The 25,336-nt window shown below is 73.6% G+C and carries 26 protein-coding genes; 11 read left to right on the top strand and 15 right to left on the bottom strand.

What is annotated here, in order from left to right; translation table 11 throughout:
* Positions 1 to 73: 73 nt before the first annotated feature.
* From DKT68_RS29495 to DKT68_RS29485, 3 genes are all read right to left on the bottom strand, one after another.
* Complete coding sequence (locus DKT68_RS29495; protein ID WP_109820645.1) at positions 74 to 595, bottom strand: 2'-5' RNA ligase family protein; 522 nt, start codon at positions 593 to 595, stop codon at positions 74 to 76.
* Between the two features lie 142 nt (positions 596 to 737).
* Entirely contained in the window at positions 738 to 1,343 is a 606-nt protein-coding gene (locus tag DKT68_RS29490; protein WP_109820644.1) for a response regulator transcription factor, read from the bottom strand.
* The gene (locus DKT68_RS29485) at positions 1,340 to 2,494 is read right to left on the bottom strand and encodes a sensor histidine kinase (RefSeq protein ID WP_109820643.1); all 1,155 of its coding nucleotides are present in this window, start codon (positions 2,492 to 2,494) and stop codon (positions 1,340 to 1,342) included. Before DKT68_RS29485 ends, DKT68_RS29490 begins: the two co-directional genes overlap by 4 nt.
* Before the next feature lie 132 nt (positions 2,495 to 2,626).
* Here DKT68_RS29485 and DKT68_RS29480 point away from each other — a divergent pair, with 132 nt between their 5' ends.
* The gene (locus DKT68_RS29480) at positions 2,627 to 3,532 is read left to right on the top strand and encodes a hypothetical protein (protein ID WP_236647130.1); all 906 of its coding nucleotides are present in this window, start codon (positions 2,627 to 2,629) and stop codon (positions 3,530 to 3,532) included.
* A 103-nt stretch (positions 3,533 to 3,635) separates the two neighbouring features.
* A complete protein-coding gene (locus DKT68_RS29475) occupies positions 3,636 to 5,369 on the top strand; it encodes a DEAD/DEAH box helicase (protein ID WP_109820642.1) in 1,734 nt (577 codons plus the stop codon).
* 93 nt (positions 5,370 to 5,462) lie between these two features.
* On the opposite strand, the gene DKT68_RS29470 is transcribed toward DKT68_RS29475, so the two are convergent.
* The 5 genes from DKT68_RS29470 to DKT68_RS29450 all read right to left on the bottom strand — a co-directional run bounded on the left by DKT68_RS29470 (position 5,463) and on the right by DKT68_RS29450 (position 10,420).
* Positions 5,463 to 5,867: a DoxX family protein gene (locus DKT68_RS29470; RefSeq protein WP_109820641.1), complete on the bottom strand. Its 405-nt coding sequence runs from the start codon at positions 5,865 to 5,867 to the stop codon at positions 5,463 to 5,465.
* Positions 5,868 to 6,000: 133 nt separating this feature from the next.
* Complete coding sequence (gene lon, locus DKT68_RS29465; RefSeq protein WP_109820640.1) at positions 6,001 to 8,331, bottom strand: endopeptidase La; 2,331 nt, start codon at positions 8,329 to 8,331, stop codon at positions 6,001 to 6,003.
* 38 nt (positions 8,332 to 8,369) lie between these two features.
* On the bottom strand, positions 8,370 to 8,651 hold the full coding sequence (locus tag DKT68_RS29460) for a hypothetical protein (RefSeq protein WP_109820639.1): 282 nt from the start codon (positions 8,649 to 8,651) through the stop codon (positions 8,370 to 8,372).
* 83 nt (positions 8,652 to 8,734) lie between these two features.
* Positions 8,735 to 9,604: a manganese catalase family protein gene (locus tag DKT68_RS29455; RefSeq protein WP_109820638.1), complete on the bottom strand. Its 870-nt coding sequence runs from the start codon at positions 9,602 to 9,604 to the stop codon at positions 8,735 to 8,737.
* A gap of 84 nt (positions 9,605 to 9,688) precedes the next feature.
* Positions 9,689 to 10,420 (bottom strand): sensor histidine kinase, encoded by a 732-nt coding sequence (locus DKT68_RS29450; protein WP_109820637.1) that lies wholly within the window; start codon positions 10,418 to 10,420, stop codon positions 9,689 to 9,691.
* A 98-nt stretch (positions 10,421 to 10,518) separates the two neighbouring features.
* On the opposite strand from DKT68_RS29450, the gene DKT68_RS29445 reads away from it, so the two are divergent.
* Both DKT68_RS29445 and DKT68_RS29440 read left to right on the top strand, forming a co-directional pair.
* The gene (locus tag DKT68_RS29445) at positions 10,519 to 11,127 is read left to right on the top strand and encodes a response regulator (RefSeq protein WP_236647129.1); all 609 of its coding nucleotides are present in this window, start codon (positions 10,519 to 10,521) and stop codon (positions 11,125 to 11,127) included.
* Positions 11,128 to 11,285: 158 nt separating this feature from the next.
* Positions 11,286 to 11,633: a histone-like nucleoid-structuring protein Lsr2 gene (locus DKT68_RS29440; RefSeq protein WP_109820635.1), complete on the top strand. Its 348-nt coding sequence runs from the start codon at positions 11,286 to 11,288 to the stop codon at positions 11,631 to 11,633.
* 206 nt (positions 11,634 to 11,839) lie between these two features.
* Here the strand turns inward: DKT68_RS29440 and DKT68_RS31640 are convergent, their stop codons facing one another.
* From DKT68_RS31640 to DKT68_RS29420, 3 genes are all read right to left on the bottom strand, one after another.
* On the bottom strand, positions 11,840 to 13,159 hold the full coding sequence (locus tag DKT68_RS31640; protein WP_201749238.1) for a hypothetical protein: 1,320 nt from the start codon (positions 13,157 to 13,159) through the stop codon (positions 11,840 to 11,842).
* 292 nt (positions 13,160 to 13,451) lie between these two features.
* On the bottom strand, positions 13,452 to 14,339 hold the full coding sequence (locus DKT68_RS29425; protein WP_109820633.1) for a DUF2726 domain-containing protein: 888 nt from the start codon (positions 14,337 to 14,339) through the stop codon (positions 13,452 to 13,454).
* A gap of 107 nt (positions 14,340 to 14,446) precedes the next feature.
* The gene (locus tag DKT68_RS29420) at positions 14,447 to 15,319 is read right to left on the bottom strand and encodes a phytanoyl-CoA dioxygenase family protein (protein WP_109820632.1); all 873 of its coding nucleotides are present in this window, start codon (positions 15,317 to 15,319) and stop codon (positions 14,447 to 14,449) included.
* A gap of 488 nt (positions 15,320 to 15,807) precedes the next feature.
* Between DKT68_RS29420 and DKT68_RS31285 the strand changes: the two genes are divergently transcribed.
* The 4 genes from DKT68_RS31285 (at position 15,808) to DKT68_RS29400 (ending at position 17,941) form a co-directional block, all read left to right on the top strand.
* Positions 15,808 to 16,068 (top strand): Asp23/Gls24 family envelope stress response protein, encoded by a 261-nt coding sequence (locus DKT68_RS31285; RefSeq protein WP_161556712.1) that lies wholly within the window; start codon positions 15,808 to 15,810, stop codon positions 16,066 to 16,068.
* A gap of 1 nt (position 16,069) precedes the next feature.
* Positions 16,070 to 16,594: a DUF6286 domain-containing protein gene (locus tag DKT68_RS29410; protein WP_109820630.1), complete on the top strand. Its 525-nt coding sequence runs from the start codon at positions 16,070 to 16,072 to the stop codon at positions 16,592 to 16,594.
* Positions 16,591 to 17,151 (top strand): hypothetical protein, encoded by a 561-nt coding sequence (locus DKT68_RS29405; protein WP_109820629.1) that lies wholly within the window; start codon positions 16,591 to 16,593, stop codon positions 17,149 to 17,151. Before DKT68_RS29410 ends, DKT68_RS29405 begins: the two co-directional genes overlap by 4 nt.
* Before the next feature lie 64 nt (positions 17,152 to 17,215).
* Positions 17,216 to 17,941, top strand: coding sequence for a helical backbone metal receptor (locus DKT68_RS29400; protein ID WP_109820628.1), 726 nt, complete (start codon positions 17,216 to 17,218; stop codon positions 17,939 to 17,941).
* Between the two features lie 11 nt (positions 17,942 to 17,952).
* On the opposite strand, the gene DKT68_RS29395 is transcribed toward DKT68_RS29400, so the two are convergent.
* Positions 17,953 to 18,912 (bottom strand): TerC family protein, encoded by a 960-nt coding sequence (locus DKT68_RS29395; RefSeq protein ID WP_109820627.1) that lies wholly within the window; start codon positions 18,910 to 18,912, stop codon positions 17,953 to 17,955.
* 214 nt (positions 18,913 to 19,126) lie between these two features.
* Between DKT68_RS29395 and DKT68_RS29390 the strand changes: the two genes are divergently transcribed.
* Complete coding sequence (locus DKT68_RS29390) at positions 19,127 to 19,519, top strand: FKBP-type peptidyl-prolyl cis-trans isomerase (RefSeq protein ID WP_109820626.1); 393 nt, start codon at positions 19,127 to 19,129, stop codon at positions 19,517 to 19,519.
* A gap of 223 nt (positions 19,520 to 19,742) precedes the next feature.
* Here DKT68_RS29390 and DKT68_RS29385 read toward each other — a convergent pair whose 3' ends face one another.
* The 3 genes from DKT68_RS29385 to DKT68_RS29375 all read right to left on the bottom strand — a co-directional run bounded on the left by DKT68_RS29385 (position 19,743) and on the right by DKT68_RS29375 (position 23,147).
* A complete protein-coding gene (locus DKT68_RS29385; RefSeq protein WP_109820625.1) occupies positions 19,743 to 20,129 on the bottom strand; it encodes an STAS domain-containing protein in 387 nt (128 codons plus the stop codon).
* 220 nt (positions 20,130 to 20,349) lie between these two features.
* Positions 20,350 to 22,479 (bottom strand): substrate-binding periplasmic protein, encoded by a 2,130-nt coding sequence (locus DKT68_RS29380; RefSeq protein ID WP_109820624.1) that lies wholly within the window; start codon positions 22,477 to 22,479, stop codon positions 20,350 to 20,352.
* A gap of 176 nt (positions 22,480 to 22,655) precedes the next feature.
* A complete protein-coding gene (locus DKT68_RS29375; RefSeq protein ID WP_109820623.1) occupies positions 22,656 to 23,147 on the bottom strand; it encodes a MarR family winged helix-turn-helix transcriptional regulator in 492 nt (163 codons plus the stop codon).
* Positions 23,148 to 23,259: 112 nt separating this feature from the next.
* Here DKT68_RS29375 and DKT68_RS29370 point away from each other — a divergent pair, with 112 nt between their 5' ends.
* Together DKT68_RS29370 and DKT68_RS29365 are read left to right on the top strand one after the other, a co-directional pair.
* The gene (locus tag DKT68_RS29370) at positions 23,260 to 24,309 is read left to right on the top strand and encodes an LLM class flavin-dependent oxidoreductase (RefSeq protein WP_109820622.1); all 1,050 of its coding nucleotides are present in this window, start codon (positions 23,260 to 23,262) and stop codon (positions 24,307 to 24,309) included.
* Positions 24,302 to 25,333, top strand: a complete 1,032-nt coding sequence (locus DKT68_RS29365) for an LLM class flavin-dependent oxidoreductase (protein ID WP_109820621.1) — start codon at positions 24,302 to 24,304, stop codon at positions 25,331 to 25,333. Before DKT68_RS29370 ends, DKT68_RS29365 begins: the two co-directional genes overlap by 8 nt.
* The last annotated feature ends 3 nt before the right edge of the window (positions 25,334 to 25,336 follow it).

Below are 25,336 nucleotides of genomic sequence, written 5' to 3'. Positions count from 1 at the left end.
GCGGGGGTAGCAACTAGTGCCTCACGCGTTGTGATGACGGCGCGATGAGGCTGTCCGAGGGACGGTCACGAGATCAGATGTGCTGGCGCGTCAGCGGTGCTGTCGACCGGTCAGCGCCGTTGTAGCTGCGGGCCCCGACGAAAGCGCCGGTCGGCCGCTGACCGCCGGCGACGGCGCGGGCCAGCCGCAGGTCCGCGTTGCGGAACCGCAGTGCCACGCTCAGGTGCGGTACCCACGCGCCCGGCGCGTGCCACGCCCGGTGTCCGGGGGCGTCGGCGAGCACGTCCCAGACGGCGGCGTGCAGCGCCGTCAGCGCGGGCGTGGGTCGCACGAGCCAGACCAACGGCGCGCTGCCGTCGAGAACGACGATGCGGTCGAGCGTGACCGGCACCGGCAGCGCGGCGTCGAACAGGTCGGCCAGGCGGTGCTCGGCGCCGGGCGGGAACTCGTCCACCGCGGCGAGGGTCAGGTGCGGCCGGTTGGTCGGGTGGGTGTTGCGGGCCAGACTGGGCAGCCCGGCCGCCGCCAACCGGTCCCAGACGGCCCGGACCTCGGCATCCACCTCCGCGGAGCAGATCAACTCGACCGTACGCACCTCCGCACGTTAGCCGCTCGCGCCACCTGCCTCGCCTCGACCCGGCCAGAAGACGAGCCACGCGTCGATCATGAAGTTGGCGACGTCGGTACCGGCGTGTCGTGACGCTAACCTCATGATCGACGCAGGAGGGGCGGCCCGGTCAGAGCCAGCCGTTGTCCCGGGCGGTGCGTACCGCCTCGGTTCGGTCCGCCGCGCCGAGCTTCTGCACGGCGGCGGACAGGTGGTTGCGTACCGTGCCGGTGGACAGGTGCACCCGGCGGGCGATCACCGCCACCGGGGCGCCGAACTCGGCCAGTCGCAGTGTCTCCAGCTCGCGCGGCGTGAGCGGGCACGCGGGCAGCGTCAGCGCGTCCGCGGCGAGCGACGGGTCGACGTACCGGCCGCCGGTGTGCACCCGGCGGATCACGTCGGCGAGCGCCCCGCCGGGCGAGCCCTTGGGCAGGAACCCCCGCGCGCCGGCGGTCAACGCCTGCCGCAGGTGCCCCGGCCGGCCGTGCCCGGTCAACACCACCACGGCGCAGGCCGGCAGTGCCCGGGTCAGCTCGGCGGCGACCCCGATGCCGTCCAGGCCCGGCATCTCCAGGTCCACCACGGCCACGTCGGGGCGGTGTGCCAGCGCCGCGTCGACCGCGGCCCGACCCTCGGCGGCCTGGGCCACGACCTCGATGTCGGGCTCCAGCCCGAGCAGCGCGGCGACGGCGACCCGGACCAGCTCCTCGTCGTCGGCGAGCAGGACGCGGATCACGGGGCCACCGGCACGGTGGCTTCCAGGGTGAACACGGCGTCCTCCCGGCGTACCCGCAGCTCCCCTCCGGCGGCGGCGAGCCGGTCGGCGAGCCCGCGCAGGCCGTGGCTGTGCGCGTCCGGACCACGGTCGTCGGCGCCGTCGTTGGCCACCGTCATCCTGGCCACGTCGTCCTCCCGGTGGATGCTGATCCGGCACCAGTCGGCCCGGCTGTGCCGCAGCACGTTCGTCCCGGCCTCGCGCAGCACGGCGGCCAGCTCGGTGGCGGCGGACTGCGGCAGGTCGGCCGGTGGCGGGGGCACCGTGCAGCGCACCCCGCAGGAGCGCAGCACCCCGGCCACGGCGGCCAGCTGTTCGCCGAGGTCGACGGCCCGGTAGCCGTGCACGGTTTCCCGTAGCTCGGTCAGTGCGGACGCCGCGAGGCGCTGCACGTCGGTGGCCTCCCGGCCGGCCCGTTCCGGGTCCACCGGGGCCAGCCGGGCGGCGAGTTCGGCCTTCAACGCGATCACGGTGAGGTTGTGCCCCAGCACGTCGTGCACGTCGCGGGCGAAGCGCAGCCGCTCCTCGGCGGCGGCCAGCCGGGCGCGGGCGTTCTGCCCCTGTCGAGCCTCCACGAGCAGGTCCCAGAACCAGACCTGGAACCAGTTGACCGCGGCGACGGACACCCCGATCCCACCGGTGACGGCCAGGTGGCGCCAGACGGAGCCGCCGGTCCACCAGGCCACCCCCACCGACACCAGGAGGACGCCGGCCGCCACCGCCACCGCGGCCGGGAGCCGGACCAGCAGCGGCGCCATGCCGATCAGCGAGGCGCCCAGCCAGGCCCAGGTCGGCCAGACACCGGCCGCCACCGGCCCCACCAGCGGGACGGTCAGCACGGCCACCCCGGCCAGGCTCAGCTGGGCGCGGCGCCGCCGGCGCTGGTCGAGCCACGGCGTCACGGCCGCGTACAGCACGGCGGTCTGGGCGGCCGTGAACGCGAGGATGCCGGCCGCGCCGAGCGCGACGCGGCCGGGGGCCGGATCGCGGGTCAGGCCGACGGCGGGCAGCAGCACGCTCGCCCAGACGCCGGTGGCCAGCGACAGCAGGGTCACCTGCCGGGCCCGGTGCAGCCGCCGGTCCGCCCGGGGAGTCACCGCCTCGCTCGCCACGCACCGATACTAGGACCGCTCCGCGCCCGGTCCACCCCGGCGAGATGTCACGGTCGGGCCGTGCGGTCCGCACGGATTTCCGGTGACGGGCGGGACTGCCCACCGGGCGCGTACGCCGCCAGGGTGGACGGCATGGGGATCACACGGACGCACGTCGACACTCTCGCCGTACCACCGACCGGGCCGCCGCCGGCCGACCGGCCGGCGCCACCGGGCACGACGCCCGCCACCGTGCCGGCCGGCGGCGCACGGAGGCTGCTGTGGCACCTCGCCGAGATGGCACTCGCCATGGTCGCCGGGATGCTGCTGCTCGGCCCGTTGTGGGACGCGGCAGCCGCCGCGCTGGGGCTCGGCGGCCCGTTGGGCCGGCCGGACGTGGCCGCGCTCGTGATGGCCACCAGCATGACGATCGGCATGACGGTGTGGATGCGCTACCGGGCGCACGGGTGGGTCGCGGTCGGCGAGATGGCCGCCGCGATGTACGTACCGTTCCTGCTCCTGCTCGTGCCGTTGTGGGCCGGCCTGCTGGACGGCGACGCGCTGCTGCTCGGCGGCCACCTGCTGATGGTGCCGGCGATGGTGCTGGTGGCGGTGCGGCACCGTCACGAGGCGCCGGTGCCGGTACGCCGGCACCCGGCCGTGGTGGCGCTCGCCCGCCGCTGGCCCACCGGGCTGGCGCTGCTGATGACCGTGGACAACTGGGCCGACCCGGGGGTGCTCACCCCGTGGGCGATGCTGGCGCTGCCCGGCGGCTACCTGGCGATCGGCCTGGCCCGGGGCACGCTGCGCGGGCCGGGCGCGCTCATGACCCAACTGCTCGGCCTGGCCGGCTGGGTCGCCCTGACCCTGGTCGCGGTTACCGCCGGCGGACGGACCGCCGCGTGGCTGGTGGCCTTCGGTTGGCTGGCGCACGCCGGCTGGGACGTCGTCCACCACCGCAGCGGCCGGGTGGTGCCGCGCGGCTACGCGGAGTGGTGCGGGGTACTCGACGCGGTGGTGGGCGTCACCGTGCTCCTGGCGGTCCTGACCACCGGCTGAGCGGACCGCCCGCCGGCAAGGGGCGGCGGGCGGCCCACTGCTCCTGCGGCGCGTTGTGCCGGTCGCTGCAGCGCGTTCGGCGGCGTGATGAAAAGCTTGGCGCATGAGTTCCGCACCTGCACAGCACGACGCACCGACCGAGACCACCCCCGACGGCACCGACGAGGCGAACGCCTTCGCGGAGCTCGGGCTGCGCGCCGAACTGCTGGGCGCGCTGTCCGCCCTCGGTTACGAGGAGCCGACCCCCATCCAGCGGGAGGCGATCCCACCGCTGCTGGAGGGTCGGGACCTGCTGGGCCAGGCGGCCACCGGCACCGGCAAGACGGCGGCGTTCGCGCTGCCGCTGCTGCACCGGATGCCGGCGCACGGCGACGGTGGGGACCCGGTGGCGTTGGTGCTGGTGCCGACCCGGGAACTGGCGGTGCAGGTGTCCGAGGCGTTCCACCGCTACGGCAAGGACCTGGGCGCCCGGGTGCTACCGATCTACGGCGGGCAGCCGATCGGGCGGCAGCTGCGGGCGCTGGACAGCGGCGTCGACGTGGTGGTGGCCACCCCGGGGCGGGCGCTCGATCACATCGCCCGGGGCACGCTGCGCCTCGGCGGGCTGGCCACGGTGGTGCTCGACGAGGCCGACGAGATGCTCGACATGGGCTTCGCCGAGGACATCGAGGCGATCCTGGAGCACGCCCCGGCGGAGCGTCAGACCGTGCTCTTCTCGGCCACCATGCCGTCCCGGATCGACGGGATGGCCCGGCAGCACCTGCGCGAGCCGGTCCGGATCGAGATCGGCCGGGAGCAACCGGTCGCGGGTGAGGCGCCGAGGGTTCGGCAGAGCGCGTACATCGTGACCCGGGCCCACAAGCCGGCCGCGCTCGGCCGGGTGCTGGACGTGGAGTCGCCCACCGCGGCGATCGTGTTCTGCCGCAGCCGCGAGGAGGTCGACCGGCTGACCGAGACGATGAACGGCCGGGGCTACCGCTCCGAGGCGCTGCACGGCGGCATGAGCCAGGAGCAGCGCGACCGGGTGATGGGCCGGCTGCGGGCCGGCACCGCCGACCTGCTGGTGGCCACCGACGTGGCGGCCCGCGGGCTGGACATCGAGCAGCTCACCCACGTGGTCAACTACGACGTGCCGTCGGCGCCGGAGTCGTACGTGCACCGCATCGGCCGGGTGGGCCGGGCCGGGCGGGAGGGTGTCGCGATCACCCTCGCCGAGCCGCGCGAGCACCGGATGCTGAAGACCATCGAGCGGGTGACCGGCCAGCGGATCACCATTGACAAGATCCCCACGGTGGCGGACATGCGCACCCGCCGACTGGAGCTGACGCAGGCGGCGCTGCGGGAGAGTCTGCTGGAGGACGACCTGGACCCGTTCCGGGTGATCGTGGAGACGCTGACCGACGAGTTCGACCTGATGGAGGTGGCCCTCGCCGCGGTGAAGCTGGCGCACGAGGTGACCTCGCCGGGTTCCGACGACGAGGAGGAGATCCCGCAGGCGCCGATGCGCGGGCCGCGCGAGGGTCGACCGGAGGTTGGCGGCCGCGGCGGCGACCGGCGCGGTGGCGGCCGGCCGCGTCCGGGTGGCGGCAACACCGTCCAGGTCTTCGTCGGCCTGGGCCGGCGCGCCGGGGTGCGCCCGCAGGATCTGGTCGGTGCGATCACCGGGGAGACCGGGATCCGCGGCCGGGACATCGGCTCGATCGAGATCGCAGACCGGTTCTCGCTTGTGGAGGTGCCGCAGGGCGTGGCCGACGAGGTGATCTCCGGGTTGCGCTCCAGCACCATCAAGGGCCGCAAGGCCACCGTGCGTCGCGACCGCGGCGATGATCAGCGCTGAGCACGCCAACGGAGTACGACGGCCGCCGGCGGTGCGCTCGTCACTGACCTGAGGGCCGCGCCGGTGGTGCGGGATCAGGCCGGCGGTGCGGGATCAGAAGGAGTACGGGCCGAAGCGGCCCCACGCCACCACGGCGGCGAGGACGAGCAGCACCACGCAGGTCACGGCGCCCTGCACCTCCGTCCGGCGCCGCTCGTCGGTGTCCTGCCTCTTCATGTCGCGCAGGTGCACCAGGATGCCGCCGATCATGACGATGACCAGCCCGAGCGCGGCCAGCGGGGTGAGCACGGTCGCGACGCCGGTGAGGGCGGGCAGCACGAGCCCGAGGGCGGCCAGCACCTCGACGGCGCCCAGCGCCTTGACCTGGCTCGGCGGGACCGGGTCGACCCAGCCCATCCGGTCGCGCAGCTTCTCCTTGGGCTGGGACAGCTTGGCCGCGCCGGCGCCGAGGAAGACGGCGGCGAGCAGGATCTGGATGATCCAGAGCACCACGTTCACGGGGGTTTCCTCCGGGGGTACCGCCTCGCGGCGGAGAGGTGGTCGAGGGGTCGAGCGAGACAGTAGCCGTCTATGCGCGTACATCAATGACCCCCGCCGTCCGGAGACGGCGGGGGTCACTGTGGTCGGAGCGTCAGGCCGCGGCGAGCGCCGGGCCGTCCAGGGCCTCGACCTCGGCCGGGCGCAGCGCCAGGGCGAGCACGTCGGCCACGTCGGCCAGGGTGTGCACGGTCAGCGCCGCACGCACCTCCTCCGGCAGGTCGTCCAGGTCCGGCTCGTTGCGCGCCGGGATGATCACCTCGGTGAGGCCGGCCCGGTGCGCGGCGAGCAGCTTCTGCTTCACCCCGCCGATCGGCAGCACCCGACCCGAGAGCGTCACCTCGCCGGTCATCCCGAACTCCGGGCGGACCGGGCGGCCGGTGACCAGCGACGCCAGCGCGGTCACCATGGTGATGCCGGCGCTGGGGCCGTCCTTCGGCACCGCGCCCGCCGGGACGTGCAGGTGGATCCGGCGCGCCGCCAGGGCGTTCGGGTCGATCCCGAGCCGGCGCCCGTTGGAGCGCAGGTACGACAGCGCGATGTGCGCCGACTCCTTCATCACGTCGCCGAGCTGGCCGGTCAGGGTCAGCCCGGGCTCGCCCTCCATGCTGGTCGCCTCGATGAAGAGCACGTCCCCGCCGGCGCCGGTGACGGCGAGGCCGGTGGCCACGCCGGGCACCGCGGTGCGCTCGGCCGACTCCGGGGTGAACCTGGGCCGGCCGAGGTAGCCGGTGAGGTTGTCGGTGTCGACGCGTACCGGCGTCGGGTCGGTCGCCAGCGCCACCGCCACCTTGCGCAGGATCTTGGCGAGGCCACGCTCGATCTGCCGCACTCCGGCCTCCCGGGTGTACTCCCCCGCGATCAGCGCCAGCGCCTCGTCGGTGACGCTCACCTCGTCGGCGGTCAGCCCGGCCCGCTCCCGCTGCCGGGGCAGCAGGTGGTCCCGGGCGATGGCGACCTTCTCGTCCTCGGTGTACCCGTCCAGGGTGACCAGCTCCATCCGGTCCAGCAGCGGGCCGGGGATGGTCTCGACCACGTTGGCGGTGGCCAGGAAGAGCACGTCGGACAGGTCCAGGTCGACCTCCAGGTAGTGGTCCCGGAAGGTGTGGTTCTGGGCCGGGTCGAGCACCTCCAGCAGGGCGGCTGCCGGGTCGCCGGCGTAGCCGGCGGCCAGCTTGTCCACCTCGTCGAGGAGCACGACGGGGTTCATCGAGCCGGCCTCCCGCAGCGCGCGGACGATCCGGCCGGGCAGCGCGCCCACGTAGGTGCGCCGGTGGCCACGGATCTCCGCCTCGTCGCGGACACCACCGAGCGACACGCGCACGAAGTTGCGCCCGAGCGCCCGCGCGACGGACTCGCCGAGGCTGGTCTTGCCAACACCGGGAGGACCGGCGAGGGCGAGCACAGCGCCGGAGCCGCGGCCCCCGACCACGCCGAGGTTGCGCTCGGCGCGCCGGTTGCGCACCGCGAGGTACTCCAGGATGCGGTCCTTCACGTCGGCCAGGCCGGCGTGGTCGGCGTCGAGCACCGCCCGCGCCGCGGCCAGGTCGGTGTTGTCCTGGGTACGCGTGCCCCACGGCATCTCGAGCACGGTGTCCAGCCACGTGCGGATCCAGCCCGCCTCGGGAGAGGCGTCGCTGGCCCGCTCCAGCTTGCCGACCTCGCGCAGGGCCGCCTCGCGGACCTTCTCGGGCAGGTCGGCGCACTCGACCCGGGACCGGTAGTCGGCCGAGCCGTCCGGCTCGTCCTCGCCCAGCTCCTTGCGGATCGCGGCGAGCTGCTGGCGGAGCAGGAACTCCCGCTGGGATTTCTCCAGCCCCTCCCGGACGTCGGTGTTGATCTGCTCGGTGACCTCCTGCTCGGCCAGGTGCTCCTTCACCCAGCCGACCAGCAGCTCCAGCCGGGCGGTGACGTCCGGCGCGGCGAGCAGCTCGGTCTTCTGCTCCAGGCTGAGCCAGGAGACGTAGCCGGCCGAGTCGGCCAGCTCGGACAGGTCGGTCATCCGCTCGATCGCGTCGATGACCTGCCAGGCGCCGCGCTGCTGGAGCACCGACGTCATCAGGGCGCGGTACTCGCGGGCCAGCTCACGCGCCCGGCCGGCGGGCGCGGGTTCGTCCAGAACGGTCGCCTCGACCCAGAGCGCGGCGCCGGGGCCGGGCACGCCGGAGCCGATCCGGGCGCGGGACAGGCCACGCACGACCGCGGCCGGTTCGCCGTCGGGCAGCCGGCCGACCTTCTCGATGGTGGCGACGGTGCCCACCGGGCCGTACTCGCCGTCGATGCGGGGTACGGCGAGCAGCTGGCGGTCACCGGTGGCGCGGGCCGCGTCGACCGCGGCCTGGGTGGTCGGGTCGAGGGTCACCGGGATGACCATGCCGGGCAGCAGCACCGTGTCGGTCAGGGGAAGTACCGGAAGAGTTGCCATCGAACACCTGCTATCGCGTTGACTTGAGCGTGTCTCACTCAAGTAACAAAGCGTTCCCCTTGTTCCGGCCTGTGACCCACGCCACTGGCGGGCTCCGGGCGGCGGACCGGCAGCAGCAGGTCCCGCGCCAGCCGGCGGCCACCGGCCACCGCTACGGCGAGCGGGATGGCGAGGCTGATCGCGGCCAGGGCGACCACGATCCGACCGGGCATTCCGGCGACCGCCGCGAGCACGGTCAGCGCGGCGAAGACCAGGAACTTGACCCGGGTCCGGGGCAGCGGGACCAGGCCGTGCTGCCGGCCGGGCGCGACGACGGACATCGACTTCCTCCTCGGGTGGGAGACGGTGGTCGAGGCGACGCTGTCGGGCCGCCCCCGGAATGGGGCGACCCGACACGGCGACGTCAGGTCATCTTGCTCTTGACCTTGGTGGCCACTCCGCCGGCCAGGCCCGGGTTGGTGCCGTAGAGGCGCGGGTCCCCCGGAGGCAGCACCGGCTCCGGCGCGTGGGCACGAGGGCTGTGGTCGTAGCGGAACTCGCCCTTGCCGTCCGGCGTCGGACCGGAGGCCCAGCGGCCCTCCGCGGCGTCCTGGCCCGGCGAGAAGTCCAGGTAGGTGTAGCTGAACTCCTTGTTGAACTCCTTGGAATCCGGGAAGGCGTCCGGCACCGGCATCTCCTCCAGGCCGTCCTCCTTGAGCTGCTCGATGGCCGCCATCCACATGTTCTGGTGCATGGTGTCGCGGGCCAGCAGGAAGCGCAGCATCTGCTTGACGCCCGGATCGTCGGTCATGTTGAACAGCCGGGAGACCTGGAGCCGGCCCTGCGCCTCCGCGGTGACGTTGAGCTGGAAGTCAGCCATCAGGTTGCCGCTGGCCGTGACGTACGCGCCGTTCCACGGCACGCCGTTGGAGTCGGTGGGCAGGGCCCCGCCACCGCCGTGGATGAAGTGCGCCGGGTTGGACCCGCTGTAGATCGCGCCCACCATCGGGTTGTCCCCGGCGGCCTCCGACAGCGCCAGCGGCGCGTTCTCCAACAGCCGGGTGATCATGGTCGCGATCATCTCGACGTGGCCCATCTCCTCGGTGCCGACGTCGAGCAGCAGGTCCTTGTACTTACCGGGCAGCCGGCAGTTCCAGCCCTGGTAGAGGTACTGGTTCGCGACGGTCATCTCGCCCCACTTGCCGCCCAGGATCTCCTGCAGCCGGTTGGCGAACGCGGCGTCCGGGCCGTCCGGTTTGGCCTCGAACTGCAGGTCCTTGATGTGGCTGAACATCGGTCCTCCTCGGTGTGGATGGCTCGTGGCGAGGAGGGTTCCCGAGTGACTGACCCGAGCGGGCCAACCCGCGTCCCGTCCGGGTCACGGCACCGTGCACGCCCCGGGCAGCAGCACCTCCAACGCCACACCCCGCGGTCGCAGCCGGTGCACCCGTAGCACCCCACCGTCCGCCGCCACGAGCTGACGCACGATCCACAACCCGAGCCCGGACATGCCCTCGGCGGGGGCCGGGCGGCGCACCGCCGACAGCAACGCGTCGTCGACCCGCCCCTCGTCGGTGACCAGGATGCTCAGGCCGCGGCGGCCCAGCGCGGCGTGGAGTCCGACCTGCCCCTCCGCCGGCCCGTGCCGCAGCGCGTTCTCCACCAGGTTCACCAGCACCTGCCGGGTCCGTCCGGACGGCACCGGGCAGGCGGCGGCCACCCGGGTGGCTCGGGCCCGGCGCCGCCGCGCCGGCACCAGGGCGGCGGCCTCCCGCAGGATCCCGGCCAGCGGTACGAACGGCTCCGGCCGGGCGGCCAACGCCAGCGCGCCCGTGCCGGCGGTCGCCTCGCGCAGCAGGCCCTGCAGGTGGACGGCCTGGTCGCGGGCCAGCTCGGTGATCGCCCGCCGGTCGGCGCCGGTCAGCTCCCGGCGCTCGTCGGCGAGCGCCCGGGTCAACGACGTCAGGGTGCTGACCGGGGTACGGAACTCGTGGCACAGCACGCGCAGCAGGAGCTCCGGGTCGGCCTCCGGGGGTGACTGGCCGACCAGTTCGGGCTCGGTCCGGCGCAATCCTCGCAGCATGCCCTGCAAACCGTGCCGTGCGCGCATCCAACCGACTCCCCTCGTTCGGTGCGTACCCGCATGATCGGTACCCGCTGGGGAACGGCGCAGACATGCCGGACGCCCCAACCATCAGGCTCGCGGTCGTGGACGATCACCCTCTCTTCGTCCGCGGCCTCGAGTTGTTGCTTCCGGTGACCACCAAGGGCCGCGCCGAGGTGGTCGGCTCGACCGGCGACGCCGCCTCCGCGGCCGGCCTGATCAGCCGCTGCCACCCCGATCTGGCGCTGGTCGACCTGCACATGCCGCCACCGGGCGGAATCCGCGCGGTCGCCGCGATCCGACGGACCACCCCACGGGTACGGGTGGTCGCGATGTCCGGTTCGGCTGATCCGGAACCCGCGCTGGAGGCACTGCGGGCGGGCGCCGAGGGGTACCTGCCGAAGACCAGCGAACCGGAGGAACTGCTGCCCCCGCTGCTGGCCATCCTCGACGGCTGGGCCGTGCTGCCGGCGGAGCTGCTGCGCGCCATGCTGCGGCCCTCACGCGCTGCCCCGGTCGACCTGGACGGGGAGGAACGCCGACTCCTGCGGGCGATCGCCGCCGGCCGCAACACCGTCGACATCGCCGAGGAACTGCACGTGTCGGAGCGGACGGTGAAACGGATGACCGCCGCACTGCTGCGCAAGCTGCGGGTGTCCAACCGGGCCGAGGCCGCCGCCGTCGCGGGACACGCCGGCCTGCTCGGCGAATGAGGCCGGGCGCCATCTCGCTGATTCGGCGGCCGTTCCCGGTTTACCTCGGCGGCGGAATCGCGACGCGCCGAAATGAATGGGACGCATATTGTTGCGGTTTCCCCGGCTGGTGGGTCAGACTTTGGACACATCCCGCCACACACAGGGAGTAATCGGCAATGGCGAGAAAAGTAATCACGGTGCTGACCGACGACCTCGACGGTGGGAAGGCCGACCGGACCGTCGAGTTCAGTCTTGACGGCGTGGCCTACACGATCGATGTCTCGGACGAGAATGCGGGCGTCCTGCGCAAGGCGTTGGATCCGTACATCAATGCGGGTCGGCGCATCGGGCGGGGCCCGGCGGAGAACACGCGGACAGTCCGGCGGCCGGGGCGACCGAGCGGCGCCGGAATGGACCGGGAGCAGAACCGGGCCATCCGGGAATGGGCCGTCAAGAACGGCTACAAGATTTCCGAGCGGGGCCGGATCCCGGTCGAGGTCGTCGAGGCGTACAAGAACCGCTGACCGACCGACGCGCAGACGGGGTCTCGCCGGAAACGGCGCGACCCCGTCGGATTCTTTCCGGCGGTCTTTCGGGCCGAAGGCCCATTCCCGGGTGCTTGCTCGCGTCGGTCGCCCCCGGTGGCGTGGCGGGCGTACCGACGGCGGCGGCCGGTCACCCGGGCTGTCCGCCCCGGTGACCGGCCGCCGTTGACTCGGCCTGCTCCGACTCAGTTGACCTCGATACGCACCGCGTCGAACGCCGGGGTCTGGTTGGCCCGTTCCATCATCGGCAGGCGGTGCGAGCCGTCACCCGCCCAGACCGCACACTGCGCGGTACCCGACTCCGGCAGGCCCGGGATCTGGATGGTCACCTCGTCCGGCTGCGCGCTCCCGCGCCCGTCCTCGGTCGCGACGAAGAACGCGGGCACCTCCTGCGGCTCCGGCGGGGTGGTCAGGCTGTCCAGCATCCGGCACGCGGTGTGGAAGTGCCCGCGAACCAGTCCCTGCTCGTTGAGCAGCGAGCTCTCCACGTAGTACCCGCCCTGGCCGGCCGCCAGGAACCGGTCCCGGATCAGGTTGCGGGTGCTGACCCGCAGGGTGAAGGCCTGGTTGCGGCCGACCTGGTCGGGGAACTGGGTGATCAGCAGCGACGGGTTGTTGGCGGCGGCGCCGACCTCACCGAACTCGGTGCTCACGCAGCGGTTGCCGTTCTGGAAACCGTCGTGCGGCTGGAGCTGGCTCTCGTCGCAGTCGTTGGCGAGCACGCCGAGCCCGGCACCGGGAGCGGTGCCGCCGCCGGTGTTGCCGCCGCCGGTGTTGCCGCCGCCGGTGTTCCCACCGCCGGTGTTGCCGCCACCGGTGTTGCCGCCGCCCGTGTTGCCACCGCCCGTGTTGCCGCCGCCCGTGTTGCCGCCACCGGTGTTCCCACCGGTGCCGCCGGTGGGCTGCACCTGGCACTCGGCGAGCTGCGCCAGACCCTGCGGGCGCGGCCCGGCCCGGTCGATGGCGGTCGTGATCCGGTCCAGCACCGCGCGCCGCTTGGCGGCCAGCGGCTGGAGGATCGAGCTGCGGATGAAGGCATCACCCTTGTCGCCCTCGGCGGCCAGCCGGCGGTCGGCCTCCGCGATCTGGGTCTGCAACTGGGCGAGGTTGCGGTCCACCTCGGCGCGGGCCCGGTCCGGCACCTGTGGGAGCTTGGCCGTCACGTCCGGGCAGGCGATGGCCGAACCGCTGCCGACGGTGCCGTCCTTGCCGTCCTCGCACTCGGGGACCGACTGCTGCCCGTCACCCCAGTGGTTGCGCACCCAGCGACCGTTCTGCCAGGTCCGGGTGGTCGAGCCGCCACCATTCGGCGCGGTCGCGCCCGGGCTCGGCTGCACGCACTGTCCAGAAGCCGGCCGGGGATTGTTCGGCCGCCGGTCCTGGGCCGACGAAATCTGGGTCACGGCGACTACTCCGCCGAAGACCACGAGCGTGCCGACAACGGCCAGCAGACGCTTGCTCCGCGCGTTGCCGGGTGACCGGCGCGCCCGAGTGGACCTGCGCATCGAATTGCTCTCCTTCTCGATCCGGTAGTGGATTCCTGCCCTCGGCGGACCGACGGATGTGAGATGGCACGCCACGGCGGCGACCACCGTGACCTACCCGGTAACGTGTCGATGGCCGACGATGCCCTTTCCGCACCGTCTCCCGCGTCCCGTCGACGCGGATGGGGAGATCCTCTTCATTCGCGCAGGAGTACGGGACGGCGAGCGGGAAGGTTCAACCGGCGCACAGGAAACTGCCGGAATCTGACGCGAGCCGCGTCGGGACGGCCGGCTGGATGCAGCGGGTGACGGATCAGTCGACGCAGAGGTGGTCGAAGGCGAAACCGCCCACCAACTCGTTCCGGCGCCGGCTCAGCGCGGCGATCTCCGCGGTGAGCGTCGCGCGCGCCAACAGGTCCGGGTCACCGGGTTCGGTCGCGCGCAGCCGCTCCCCGACCGCGACGGTCGCGAGATCCTCGGCCAGCCGCGCCGCGTCGATGCCGCAGGAGAAGCGGTGCTCCGTCACCGAGACCCGCTCGACCAGGCACGCGTCGGGGCGCACCTGCACCCAACTCCATCCCTGCGCCGGGCCGTCCGCCCAGCGCACGTGCAGTCCCCGCACGATCGGGTCGGCCAGCCGCCCGGCCACGTACGCCTCGACCGCGGCCGCGCGGGTCAGCGCGCCGAGGTCGTTGACCGGTCCCGTGCGGCCGTCCGGCAGCCGGCCGAGGATGTCCCGGAAGCCCACCTGCGCCGGCTCGTCCCCGGCACCGGTCACCCCGGCGCCGCCCGCGGCGAAGTCGCGCGCGTCGATCACGTACTCCACCAGGCGTCGGCCGTGCTCCGCCGCTCGGAGCGTCGGCGACCCGATCCGCAGCACGGGCAGTCCGACCGCCCCGCTCACCGCGTCCTTGAGCCGCTCGGCGCGCTGCTCCGCCGAGCCGGCGGGCGCGACCGGGCCGATCTCCACGGCGACGATCGGGCGACCGGTGTCGGCGGCGCAGACCACGAAGTCGAACCCGGCGCGGCTGGCGGAACTCCACTGGCTGCCGGTGACACCCGGCGGACGCCCCTGGACGAGCTCGCTGAGCCGGCGCGCCGCGTACACCCGGTGGCCGGCACGGGTGAGCAGCGTGTCGCGTCCCCCGTCGGCCGGCATCGCCCGAAGCCAGCCGCCGTCGTCGCTGCCGGTGCTCGTCATCTGCCTGATCCATCCGCCGGTCGGTCGAGCCGGGCCGAGTCTAGGCGGTCGATCATGGTGTGCGCCTCGGCGGTGCGGCCGACCCCGCCAGCCCGGCGGGGTGGCGGTTACTCGGCGGCGCCCATCACCAGACCCTCGATGGTGTGCTTCTGCCGGATGGGCTCCAGCCGGTCGACGACGGGGCAGGGCAGGTGTGCCTGGACGGACGCGGGCAGGCGCTCCCAGTAGCCCCGGGTGACGGCCATGTCGTGGTGGGCGGCGTTACCGGCGCCGGGCGCGTCGACGCCGAGCACCAGCACCGGGCGGGCCGACCGGGAGACGTTCGGGGTGCCGCGGTGGATGGTCAGCGCGGAGCGGGCGGAGATGTCGCCGCGCTGCGGGTACTTGCGCACCGCCCGCTGCTGGTAGCGGGGGTAGCGCTCCCGGGGCGGGAACATCCCGTGGTCGAAGTCGGCGCCGTCGTCCCACTGCGTGCCCGGGGCGATCTCGAACGGCCCCATCTCCTCCACCGTGTCCACCGTGGTCAGGTTGAACGCCAGCGAGGTGAGCCGCCGTTGCCGCCGGGTCTCCTCCGGCATCGGAAAGTCCCGGTGCCACGGCTGCATCGCCGCGCCCGGGAAGGGGATGTCGAAGCCCAGCTCGACGATCTCGTACTCCGGGCCGAGCACCGCCCGGCAGACCGACACCACCCAGGGATGCGTGACGAGGTCGGCGAAGCCGCGCAACTGCTCCGGGTGGATCTCCACGTACCACCGCTGGGGGCCGCGACCGACGGCGCCGTCGGGGCGCGAGCGCGCCTCCTCGAACGCGGCGTTCACATCCTCGCCGACCTGCTCCACCCAGGCCGGGTCGAAGGCGCCCCGGCAGGCCGTGATGCCGTCGCGGTAGAGGTCGCCGAGTGCATCGAGGGGCACCTCGTCGTCGCCAGCGGGCGTGGGGTGGGCGTCGGGTGCCGCCGGCGGGGCCGGGGTAACGCGCATCGGGGGCCTCCTCGGGGGACGGCGACAGTCTTACAACGTTGTAGAAGCGTGCCAAGAGCCATCGGACAGCGCCAGCGCCGAAGCGCCGCTGTGACGCGTATCACAGATCGAGGGAGTTCCAGGGGTACCCGCCAGGTGTATCCAGCGGGGTCGCCGGCAGCGGAGCCGGCCGGGAGGTCAGCATGTCGCGACAGCAGTTCGGCGTCCTCGCCGGAGGCGGCCCGGGCGTGCGCGGGGAGGGCGACCGCCCTCGCCGTGCCGGCCGACCCCGGCTGGCCGGCGACCCGACCATCCTGCGGCGACCTCGCGCTGGTCGAGGAGGGCGACACCACCGGCTCGCCCCGCCGCCCACGACCGCGCGCCCGGCGGCTCCAAGCGCCGCAAGAGCTCCGAGCGCCCGCACCACCGCGGGCCGGCGGGACCAGGTCCCGGTCGGGGCGGCGGACGTCGCGCGTTTGGCCGTGGACGCCGCCGGGCGGGTGCCCGGCGTGTCCGGCGTCCAACCGGCCACGGTCCGCCTGGACGACCGGTCCGTGAGCCTCGACCTGCGTCTGATCACCTGGTACGGACACAGCGTGCCCGCCGTCGCCGACGCGGTCCGGGCGGCGGTCGCCGACCGGGTCGCCGCCGACACCGGGCTCACCGTGACGGCGGTGACCGTTACGGTGGACGACCTGCTCGTCCCCGGTGTCGACACCACCGAGACCGAGGTGACGCACCGGAACAGCGACCGGACGACCGGAGGCTGACATGCGGACCGCCAACCGGGTGGCCTCGCTGCTGCTGGCCGCCGCCCTGCTCGCCGGCGGCGCCCTGCTGGCCGTGCAGGCGCTGCTGGTCACGCTGGACCAACGGGCGCCCCTGCTCGCCCGTACCGGCTGGTACGACGCGCTCACCGGCACCCGCTGGAGCGATCCGGGGGTCCGCGCGGTGGCCGGCGGGGCCGTCCTGCTCGGCCTCGCCGTCCTGGCCGCCCAACTGCGCCGCTGGACACCGGTCCGGCTGTCGATCGACGAGCGGGACGGCTGGCACCTACACCGCCGCTGTGTGGAACGCCGGCTCGCCGACGCGGCGGCCACCGTGCCGGGCGTGCGCCAGGCCCGGGTACGGGTCCGCCGGCGCGGCGACCAGTGGCGCCCCCGCATACGCGCCACCGGCGATCCGGCAGCCCGCGCCGAGGTCGAGTTCGCCGTGCGCCAGGAGCTGCACCGGCTCGCCGCGCCCCGCACCGGCCGGATCGAGATCCGACTCCTGCCCCAGGGGCGGCCCGCATGAGCGACGCCGCGCACCGACTGCTGTGGACCATCGTCGCGCTGCTGCTGGTGGTGGGCGGCGTGGCCGCGCTGGTCGTCAGCTTCGGCCTGCCGTCCGGCGCCGATCCCGGCGCGCCGCTGCTCGGCGCCGGGCTGCTCGACGCGTGGCGGCTGGCGGCGCCGTGGAGCACCCTGGCCGCGGCGGTCGCCGGAGTGCTGGTCGCCCTCGCCGGCCAGCGCCTGCTGGCCCGGGAGCTGCGCCGGCCCGACCAGGAGTTGCGGGGGACGCTGAGCCGCCCCGGGCGCCGCCCCGGCCGCACCCGGTTGGCCACCGACGTGCTCGCCCACGCGCTGGAACGCGACCTGACCGGCAACCCCGGGGTACGCCGGGCCCGGGTGGTGCTCACCGGCGCCCCACCACGCCCGGACGTGTGGATCCGGGTGGACCTGACGGCCGACGCGCGGACCGCCGGCGTCCGCGAGCACGTCCACGCCGCGGTCCGCCGGTTCGCGACGACCGCCGGCTGCCAACCCGCGCACCTCGACGTGACCGCCCGGATCGAGCCCGGACGCCCCTGACCGGCGCGGCGCCGACCCGCCCGGCATGATCGGTACGGGACGGCGGCGGACGGAGGCAATCGGGGTGCGTGTGGTGTCGCTGGTGCCGTCGCTGACCGAGGCGGTCGCGCTGACCCTGCCCGGTGTGCTGGTCGGCGCCACCGACTGGTGCAGTCACCCCGCCGGGCTGGACGTCGCCCGGGTGGGCGGCAGCAAGTACCCCGACCTCGACCGGGTTCGCGCCCTGCGGCCGGACCTGGTGCTGCTCAACGTGGAGGAGAACCGCCGGGGCGACGCGGACGCGCTGCGGGCCGCCGGCGTGCCGGTGCGCGTCACCTACCCGCGTACCGTCCCGGGCGCGTTGACCGAGCTGGCCGAGCTGCTGGCCGAGCTGGGCGCGCCGGCGGAGCCGTCCTGGCTGCTGGCGGCCCGACGGGCCTGGGCGGACCCGCCCCGGCTGGCACCGCCACGCCGGGCGGTGGTGCCGGTCTGGCGTCGACCGTGGGTGGTGCTCGGCGGCGACACCTTCGCCGGCGACGTCCTGCACCGGCTCGGCGTGGTCAACGCGTACGACCAGCACGACGAGCGCTATCCCCGGCCGAGCCTGGCGGAACTGCGCGAGCAGCGCCCAGAGCTGGTGGTGCTGCCCGACGAGCCGTACCGGTTCACCGCCGAGGACGGGCCGGAGGCGTTCGCCGGCACACCGTGCGCCCTGCTGTCCGGGCGGCACCTCACCTGGTACGGCCCGTCCCTGGCCGAGGCGCCGGCGCTGCTGGCCGACCAGTTGTCCCGCCCGGTGCTGGCCGGCTGACGTCCAGCGGTTCAGCCGCGGGCGCGGGCGCGCCGGGCGGCCAGGACGCTGACCCCGATGGAGACGGCCAGGGTCAGCACCACTACCGCGAGGGTCAACCAGACCGGCAGTTTGCCCACCGGCGTCTCGGCCAGGATCAGCTTCAACCCGGCGAAGGCGAGCAGCACGGCCAGCCCGTAACGGAGGTAGCCGAAGTGGCGCAGCAGGCCGGCGAGGCAGAAGTAGAGGCTCCGCAGCCCCAGCACGGCGAACGCGGTGGCCGTCCAGACGAGGAACGTGTTGGTGGTGATGGCGAGGATCGCCGCCACCGAGTCGATGGCGAAGACCACGTCGGTCGCCTCGATGGCGACGAGCGTGACCAGCAGCAGGGTGGCCACCCGCCGGCCGCCGACCCGGGCGGTGAACCGGTCGGCGTGGTACCGGGCGTCGGTGGGGACCACCCTCCGGAACAACCGGACCACCGGGTTGCGCTCCGGATCGACGTCCGGCTCCCCGCGTACGGCCAGCCGCCAGCCCGTCCAGACCAGGAAGGCACCCAGCACGAACCCGGCCCAGCTGAGCCGTTCCAGCAACTGTGCGCCGGCGAAGATGAACAGCAGCCGGAATGCCAGCGCGCCCACGACGCCCCAGAACAGCACCTTGTGCTGGTAGCCGGGCGGCACCCGGAAGTAGCCGAAGAGCAGGGCGAAGACGAAGACGTTGTCCACCGAGAGCGCCTTCTCCAGCAGGTAGCCGGAGAAGTACGCGACCGCCGGGTCACCGCCGAGGCCGAACCAGACGACCAGCCCGAACAACAGGCCGGCGCTGATCCAGATCCCGCTCCAGACCAGCGCCTCGCGTAATTCGATGACGTGGTTGTCGCGGTGCGAGAACACGTCCACGGCGAGCATCACGGCGATGAGCGCGCCGACCGCGGCCCAGGCCCACAGCGGCACCGCGACCGTCGCCTCAGCCACCGCGGCCCCCCGCATCGACCCCCGCGCACCGCCCGCTACCCCGCCGGACGGCCCGTTTCCGAGCCTAGGCGAGCGACCGGTCCGGCAACGGCGCTCCACCGAAGTCGACGCCCGCCGGGCTGGCGCTCGGGCGACGGCAGGTGGCGGGTCCGCCGCACATCGGTGTGGTGCGATCCGGCAGGATCGACGGTGACCGGACACAGCACCCAACACGGCAGGAGATCCCCGCATGAACCAGGCAGCAGGCGCCCGACCGGGCAAGCCCGAGGTCGGTCCGATCGAGGGTGCGCCGCCGGCCGACCTCGTGATCGAGGACGTCACCGTGGGCGAGGGCCCGCAGGCCGAGCCGGGCCAGCTGGCCAGCGTGCACTACGTCGGCGTGTCGCACTCCACCGGCGGCGAGTTCGACTCGTCCTGGAACCGGGGCGAGGCGTTCGAGTTCCCGCTCGGCGGCGGCCAGGTCATCGCCGGCTGGGACCAGGGCGTGGTCGGCATGCGTGTCGGCGGCCGGCGCCGCCTCACCATCCCGCCGCACCTGGGGTACGGCGACCGCGGCGCGGCCGGCGTCATCAAGCCGGGCGAGACCCTGGTCTTCGTCGTCGACCTGCTCGGCGTGCGCTGACCGCTCCTCGCGATGTTCTCCGGGGGTCGTCGGTGCGAGCCGGCGGCCCCCACCGTTGCCCGGATCGACCCACGCGCCCAGGGCCGCGGGTCGGGACCGGGATCCCGTCTCGTGATCGCCTGATGGTCTGTAGGTGTCCGGCGCCTCTGGCAAGCACCCAGCATCAAGTGATCACGGGTGAGCGGCGGCGGCCCGGAGTCGTGGCCGAGGTCGGGGCCCCGGGTCAGGCGGCCAGCACCAGGTCCGACGTCGGCGCCGCCGGACGACGGGCCGCCTCGACCACCCGGGCCGGCTCCAGGACCGGCATCACCCGGTGCAGACCCGTCGCGCGCAGCACCCGGGCCACCACCGGTGACGGATCGACCAGGACCAGCTCGCCGCCACGGGCGCGGACCCGCAGGTGCGCGGCGAGCAGCGTACGCACGCCGGCGGCGGACAGCAGCCGCAGCTCGGACAGGTCGACCTGGAGCACCGGGCGGGCCGGCGCGGACCACAGCGCGGAGCGGAACGCGGCCACCGTGGCGATGTCGATCTCACCGGCCACTTGCATCAGGACCACCTGATCACCCACGCTGACCTGCACGTCGAACCGGTCGCTGCCCTCACCCATGCCAAGAAATCTAGCCCCCGCCACCGACAGTTTCGCCCCTCCGCAGAGTGATTCCGGGTACCCCCAGGGTCATCCCCCGAGGGCACCCCGATCCCCCTGATGGCGGAGGCCAGGGGTGCTCCCGGGTCCCACTCGCCCCGACGGCCACACCGCCGCTCCCGAGGGCAGGCGGGCCAACCCGGACCACGGCGGCCGCAGTGGTCCGGGAACCTCGTCCGGCTCACCCGGTGGCGGCGTCGACGCGGACCACACAGCGCGGATCCTGCAACGTCGTCGGACGCTGCTCGCGCGCGAGGGCCTTCAACAGGGACTCGCGGAGCGGCAACCCGAACAGGGCCGCCGAGTCTCCCGGCAGATCGGTGAAACTGGGACAGGAGACTCGGGAGGCGACCTGGTCGTTGGGCACGATCTCCACACCGCCGGCGTCGGAGAGAACAGTGGTGGCCTCCTCGTCGACGGAGACCACGTACCCACGGAGTTGGCGCATCGGGGGCGCCGTCGCCGCGGCGTCCGGATCGACCACCCCCGGGGATGGGGTCGGTCCCGGCGTCGCGCCGGGCACCGTCGGGCGGGCGACCTGGATGGCGGTGGACGGCAGGATCGGTGTGGTGACCACGGCGTACACGACGCCGAGCGCGAGCAACCCACCCAGGGCGCCGCTCGCCCGCAGGAAGGCGGGAACGTGGCCCGGCCGTAGCGGCGCGTCGACGCCGGCCCAGAGCAGCACGGCCGGCCAACCCGCGGTCACCGCGAGCGCGTGCTCACCCCGGGCGAGGGCCGAGACGGCGATTCCGACGGACGCCACCGTGATGGCGAGTACGGCGAACACGCGCAGCGGGCGGGTGCCGCTGACCCGACGACCCGTGACCGCGGGTTGGCGGGCGACGCAGAGCGCCAGGACCCACGCCGGGCCGAACGCCAGCGGAGTGCTGACCGCGGCGGCCACGATGCTCGCCCAGACCACCCAGCCGGGGGTCCGCGCGGTCCAGCGGGCCACGGCGTACGTGTCGCACAGGCGTCGCAGCTCAGCCCTGTCGGCCGTACTGCTGAGCACCACGGCCCCGACGGTGAAGACGAGAGCGGGCACCGCGGAGAAGATCCACACCACGGAGAGGCTGACCGTGGCGAGGAAGTTGATCGGGTTCACGCTCTCCGCCAACATCAACGTGAACTGACGATCGCCACCCGACTGGATCCACAGGTAGAGCGCGGAGACCGCCACCGGCACACCCAGCAGCAGCGACCACACCCCCGCCGACAGCGGGCCGTTCTCACCGGCTGTCCGTGGCCGCAGCGGTGGATCGACGGGTACGGACCTACCGGGCGCCGGTGCTGCCCGGAGCCGAACGGTGCGCCGAGGCTGCCGCCGGCGGCGGCGGTGTGTCAGCGATCTGGGCCGGCGTGCCAGCGGGGACGCGGGAGCGATCGCGGGCGGCATCCCCACGACCCCGCCGGTCGTGGTCTGTCCGTCGTTCGCCTCGCGCAGCAGGACTCCCGCCGGCCGTGGCTGGCGGCGGGTGAACCCGCCCACGCCGAGGGTGTGGTCGGCAGCCTTCTGCCAGGCGCCGTCCCTGCCCCGGGCATGGCTGGCCAGCAGGAACGAGTTGACAAGCGCCTTCAGGAACGGGTCGCCGGGGACGACGCCGATGCCGTAGCGCTGCGTCACCTCAGGTGTGCTGAGCGGGTAGATCTTCAGCACCCCGGACGAGGTGTGGGCGTGACCGCGCAGCATGATCTCGTCGCCGGCGACCGCGTCGAGGTGACCGGCGACCGCGTCACCGACGCAGCCCCGCGTGCTCGGGCGGCGCACCAGCACCGATCCGGTCTTCTCCAGGGTGGCCTCCGCGATCGACCCCGGCACCACGCACAGCCGCTGCCCCTTCGCCCGGGACGGCCACCTCGTCCGCGAGGCGACGACCAGGCCGCCCTCCAGGTAGGGGCCGGCGAACTCGATGACGCGTTGCCGCTCCTCCGTCATGATCAGGCCCGCGACGACGACGTCGACCCGGCCCTCGACGAGGGCGGTGACCCGTTCGCTCGGGTCCAGCGCCACGAACGCGGGCTGCACCCCGATCGACCTCGCCAACGCGCTGGCGAGGTCGATGTCGAACCCGGTGAGGGTCCCGTCCGGGCCACGCTCGCCGAGCAGCGGCTGGTCGGCGAAGACGCCGACCCGTAGCTGGCGGCCGGCGATCGAGGAGCGGCTCAGGTAGTCCGAGACGGTCGCGGACTTCGGGGTCGCCAGGGTGAAGGCGATCGTCGAGCCGGCCGCCATCGCCAGCGCGACGAAGATCGCGGTGCCGCGCAGCGGCGAAGGGACACCCGGACGCGGGCTGATCTGGACGCGCATTCCACCATCCGGCGTCGACGGGCGGCGTCTGGATCGGCCGCGGCTGACCGTGGGACGTGGTCACCAGGCGCCTCCGCCGTGGTGATCACATCACCGGACCACCCTGCCACGCGTCCCCGGACGGATCATCGAGCGTGTCGGCAACCGGACCGGGCCGGGGCACGCCTCGTTGGTGATCACTCCTCGTGCTGCGGGCCGAGGTTCGCGCGAAGCGCCGCCGTGATCGCGCCCGCCGCGCGGAGTTGGTCCGGCGTGAGCGCGTCGACGAAGAGCTCACGGATGGCACGCAGGTGCGGGACGGTGGAGCGCCGGAACGCGTCGGCGCCGGCCGGGGTGAGCAGCACCTCCGCCCCTCGCGGAACGGTCGGGCACTCCTGCCGGCGGATGAGTCCGCGACGTTCCATCCGCCCGAGGTGGTGCGAGAGCCGGCTCCGCTCCCAGCCGATGTGTGTCGCGAGTTCGGAGGAGCGCATCGTCCGGTCCTGCGCCTCGCTGAGGGCGAGCAGGACGGCGTAGTCCCCCGGCGAGAGCGAGGACTCCGTCTGCAGGCGGGACGTGAGCTCGGACCTGAGGGCTTCGGTGGTCTCGATGAAGTCGCGCCAGATCCGGAGCTCCTCGGCGGTCGGCAGGTGACCGCCTCGCCGCTGCTCGGGTGTGGTCTTCGTCATCTGAACCCTCCCGGATTGACGTGTCAATTGCGAGCGTAGCATTATTGACACGTCAACCGCTCCGGCCGGCCCGCACCACTGGTGCCGACGGGGAGCACCTGAGGAGGAGACGGTGACAGCACAACGTTTCGAACTGGGGCTCGACTCGTTCGGGGAGGTGGCCACCGACGGCGGCCGGGTCCTGAGCGACGCCGAGACGGTGCGGCTGCTCGTCGACGAGGCACGGCTCGCGGAGTCGGTCGGGCTCGACGTGTTCAGCCTCGGTGAGCACTACCGGGAGGGCCACAACGACTCGGCGACGCCGGTGCTGCTCGCGGCGATCGCGACGGCGACCGACCGGATCCGCCTCGGCACCTCGGTCACGGTGCTCAGCACGAACGATCCGGTACGGCTCTACCACGAGTTCTCCACCCTCGACGCCGTGTCGAACGGCCGCGCCCAGATCGTTCTCGGGCGCGCGTCCGCGACCGAGTCGTTTCCGCTGTTCGGCTACGACCTGGCGGACTACGAGCGGCTGTTCGAGGAAAAGCTCGACCTCTTCGTACGGCTCCAACGGGACGAACCGGTCACCTGGTCCGGTACCGTCCGCAGCCCGCTGGTCGCGCAGCGGCTGCACCCGCGAATGCGGACCGGCGGTATCCCGACGTGGATCGGCGTCGGCGGGAGCCCGAACTCCGTGCTCCGCGCGGCGCGCTACGGACTTCCGCTCATGATGGCGATCATCGGCGGGCGCCCGCAGCGGTTCGCCGGTCACGTCGATCTCTATCTCCGGGCGCTCGAACAGGCCGGGCATACTGTCCAGCCGATCGGGCAACACTCGCTGGGCCTCGTCGCGGACACCGACGAGGAGGCGGTGGAGACGTGGTGGCGGTACTGGCAGCCGGTCGTGGCGGCGCTCGCCGAGGAGCGCGGCTTCTACAAGCCGGACCGCGCGCGCTACGAGGCCGAGATCGACCACGGGGCGCTGTTCGTCGGTTCGCCGGAGACGGTCGCGCGGAAGATCGCGACGGTCGCCCGCGATCTGCGGCTGAGCCGCTTCGACCTCAAATACGACATCATGCACCTGCCCCGCGAGGCACGCGCACGCACCATCGAGCTGCTGGGCAGCGAGGTCGCGCCGCGGGTCCGGGAGCTGTTGGCGAAGGAGCCCACCCATGTCTGACCTCGAGTTCGGCCTCGACACCTTCGGCGACGTACCGGAGGACGACGCCGGCAAGCCCATCTCCTACGCGGCTGCCATCCGACAGGTCGTCGACGAGGCGGTGCTGGCCGACCAGCTCGGCGTCGACGTCATCGCCCTCGGCGAGCACCACCGGCCCGAATATTCGGTCTCGACGCCGGAGACCGTGCTGGCGGGTATCGCCACCCGCACGTCGCGGATCCGGCTCGCCTCCGGGGTGACCGTGCTGAGCTCGGACGACCCGGTCCGGGTGTTCCAGCGCTTCGCGACCGTCGACGCGCTGTCGCACGGCCGGGCCGAGGTCATCCTCGGTCGCGGCTCGTTCACCGAGTCGTTTCCCCTGTTCGGCTACGACCTGCGGGACTACGACGTGCTGTTCGAGGAGAAGATCGAACTGTTCGTGAAGCTGCTGGACGAGCAGCCGGTCACCTGGAGCGGCACGAAGCGCGCTCCGCTGGAGAACGCGGACGTCTTCCCGAAGACGGAGTCGGGACGTCTCACCACCTGGGTGGGCGTCGGCGGCTCGCCGCAGTCGGTCGTGCGCACGGCCCGGTACGGCCTCCCGCTCATGCTCGCCATCATCGGCGGGTCTCCCGAGCGCTTCGCGCCCTACATCGACCTCTACCGGCGGGCGGCCGAGCAGCTCGGCACGACCGCGCACCCGGTCGGGATGCACTCCCCCGGCTTCGTCGCCGACACCGACGAGGAGGCGAAGGAGGTGTACTGGCCGCACTACCGGGTCATGCGGGACCGGATCGGCGGGCTGCGGGGCTGGCCGCCGATCCGTCGCCAGGAGTTCGACGCCGAGGTGGACCACGGTTCCCTCTACATCGGCTCACCGGAGACCGTGGCCCGCCGCATCGCCCGGGCGATCCGCAGCGTCGGCGTCGGCCGCTTCGATCTCATCTACACGGCGGGAGCGCAGCCGGTCAGTGCCCGGATGCGGGCGGTGGAGCTGTACGGCACCAAGGTGATCCCCATGGTCCGTGACATCCTGGCCAGCTGACCC

The sequence above is a fragment of the Micromonospora acroterricola genome (assembly GCF_003172955.1).
Classification (GTDB): Bacteria; Actinomycetota; Actinomycetes; order Mycobacteriales; family Micromonosporaceae; genus Micromonospora; species Micromonospora acroterricola.
This window is presented reverse-complemented; position numbering and strand designations above follow the sequence as displayed.